This is a genomic window from Cupriavidus sp. WS (assembly GCF_000395345.1).
Lineage (GTDB): Bacteria > Pseudomonadota > Gammaproteobacteria > Burkholderiales > Burkholderiaceae > Cupriavidus > Cupriavidus basilensis_B.
The window spans coordinates 1-1,158 of the sequence record NZ_AQPL01000594.1 but is presented as its reverse complement, the minus strand read 5'-3'; the positions used below and the strand labels follow the sequence as shown (position 1 = coordinate 1,158).

The following is a 1,158-nucleotide window of genomic DNA, read 5'->3' as shown; positions in this document are numbered from 1 at the left end:
GTATTGCTCAAGACGAATTTGCATCCCGGGCAGGCATCTCGCGCTCGCACATGGGCAAGATCGAGCGCGGGGAGCACGTGCCCACGCTTCCTGTCATATTGAAAATTGCCATGGCGCTCAGAATAAGCGCCGCTGACCTGATGGCTGCAACGGAGCACTACCTTGGCATCGGCGCCCGGACCGATTCTTGAAGCTGAACGTCCGTGGTTGGCTCTGTCAGCCACCTAGATTCTCACGTAGGCGGACGAGATCACGCAGACGAACGATGAAGCGCTCCAACGACGCCGGCACGTCATCGCCGCCGCCGAGTCGGAGCAGATAGGTCGTGATTACTGCCGAATCCACCGCCAGGGGGCGGGTCAGCACATCTGGTCGTGGACTGACAGCAACCCTGGTCGCCGTCGTGAAGCCGACGCCAAAGCCCGCGCTGACCAAGGTAAGCATCATCTCCAGCGAAGATACGTGCTCGACCACATTCGGTTCGCGCTCCAGAAGCAGTAGAAGCCGAGCCAGTTCACGGCAGTAACCTTCGCACACCTGTGGATCGCAGAGTACAAGGGGATGGCCGCCGAGTTCATGGAGCGGGACTGCCTTGTGGGCAAGCAGCTCATGCCTGACAGGTACTGCGATCACCAGCGGGTCTTGCCAGATCGGCTCAGCAACAATGCCCTCGCCGACTTCGGCCGTGTGCGCGAACCCGAGGGTGAAGTCGCCGGCTCGCAGGCCACGCAGTTGCTCGGACAAAGGTACCTCGGACAAGCGGATCTCGATGTCTGGCTCTTCAGCGCGGCAACTGGCGAGAAAATCCGATAGCCAGGGATCGATCGCGCCATCGGATACTGCGATGCGCAGGCTGCCTCGCGAGCCCGCCGCAACGGCCTTGGCATTCTCTCTTGCTTGCTCCAGGACGGTGAACAATCGGCGAGTGTCTTGCAGGAACGCGGTGCCTGCTGCGGTCAACCGGGTTCCCCTGCGGTCCCGATCAAAGAGCAAGACCCCTAGCTCATCTTCCAACTCCTTGATGGCCCGGGATAAGGGGGGCTGCTCGATATGCAGACGTTCGGCGGCACGAGTGAAATGCAGTTCTTCAGCGAGGGCAACAAAGTAGCGAAGGTGACGTAGCTCCATGAAGCGCCCCCGATTCCCGTTTCACGGCCG

General features: G+C 61.0%; 2 protein-coding genes. One reads left to right on the top strand and one right to left on the bottom strand.

Features of this window, described 5'->3' with window-relative positions:
- Positions 1–191 (top strand): helix-turn-helix domain-containing protein (locus tag K206_RS0135265; RefSeq protein WP_020206959.1); only part of this gene is annotated, 191 nt, incomplete at its 5' end.
- A gap of 25 nt (positions 192–216) precedes the next feature.
- On the opposite strand, the gene K206_RS0135260 is transcribed toward K206_RS0135265, so the two are convergent.
- Entirely contained in the window at positions 217–1,128 is a 912-nt protein-coding gene (locus K206_RS0135260; RefSeq protein ID WP_011489349.1) for a LysR family transcriptional regulator, read from the bottom strand.
- Between the last annotated feature and the right edge of the window lie 30 nt (positions 1,129–1,158).

Coding starts and splice junctions, on each gene's coding strand:
- K206_RS0135260 (WP_011489349.1), bottom strand. CDS start 1,128: ATGGAGCTACGTCACCTTCGCTACTTTGTTGCCCTCGCTGAAGAACTG.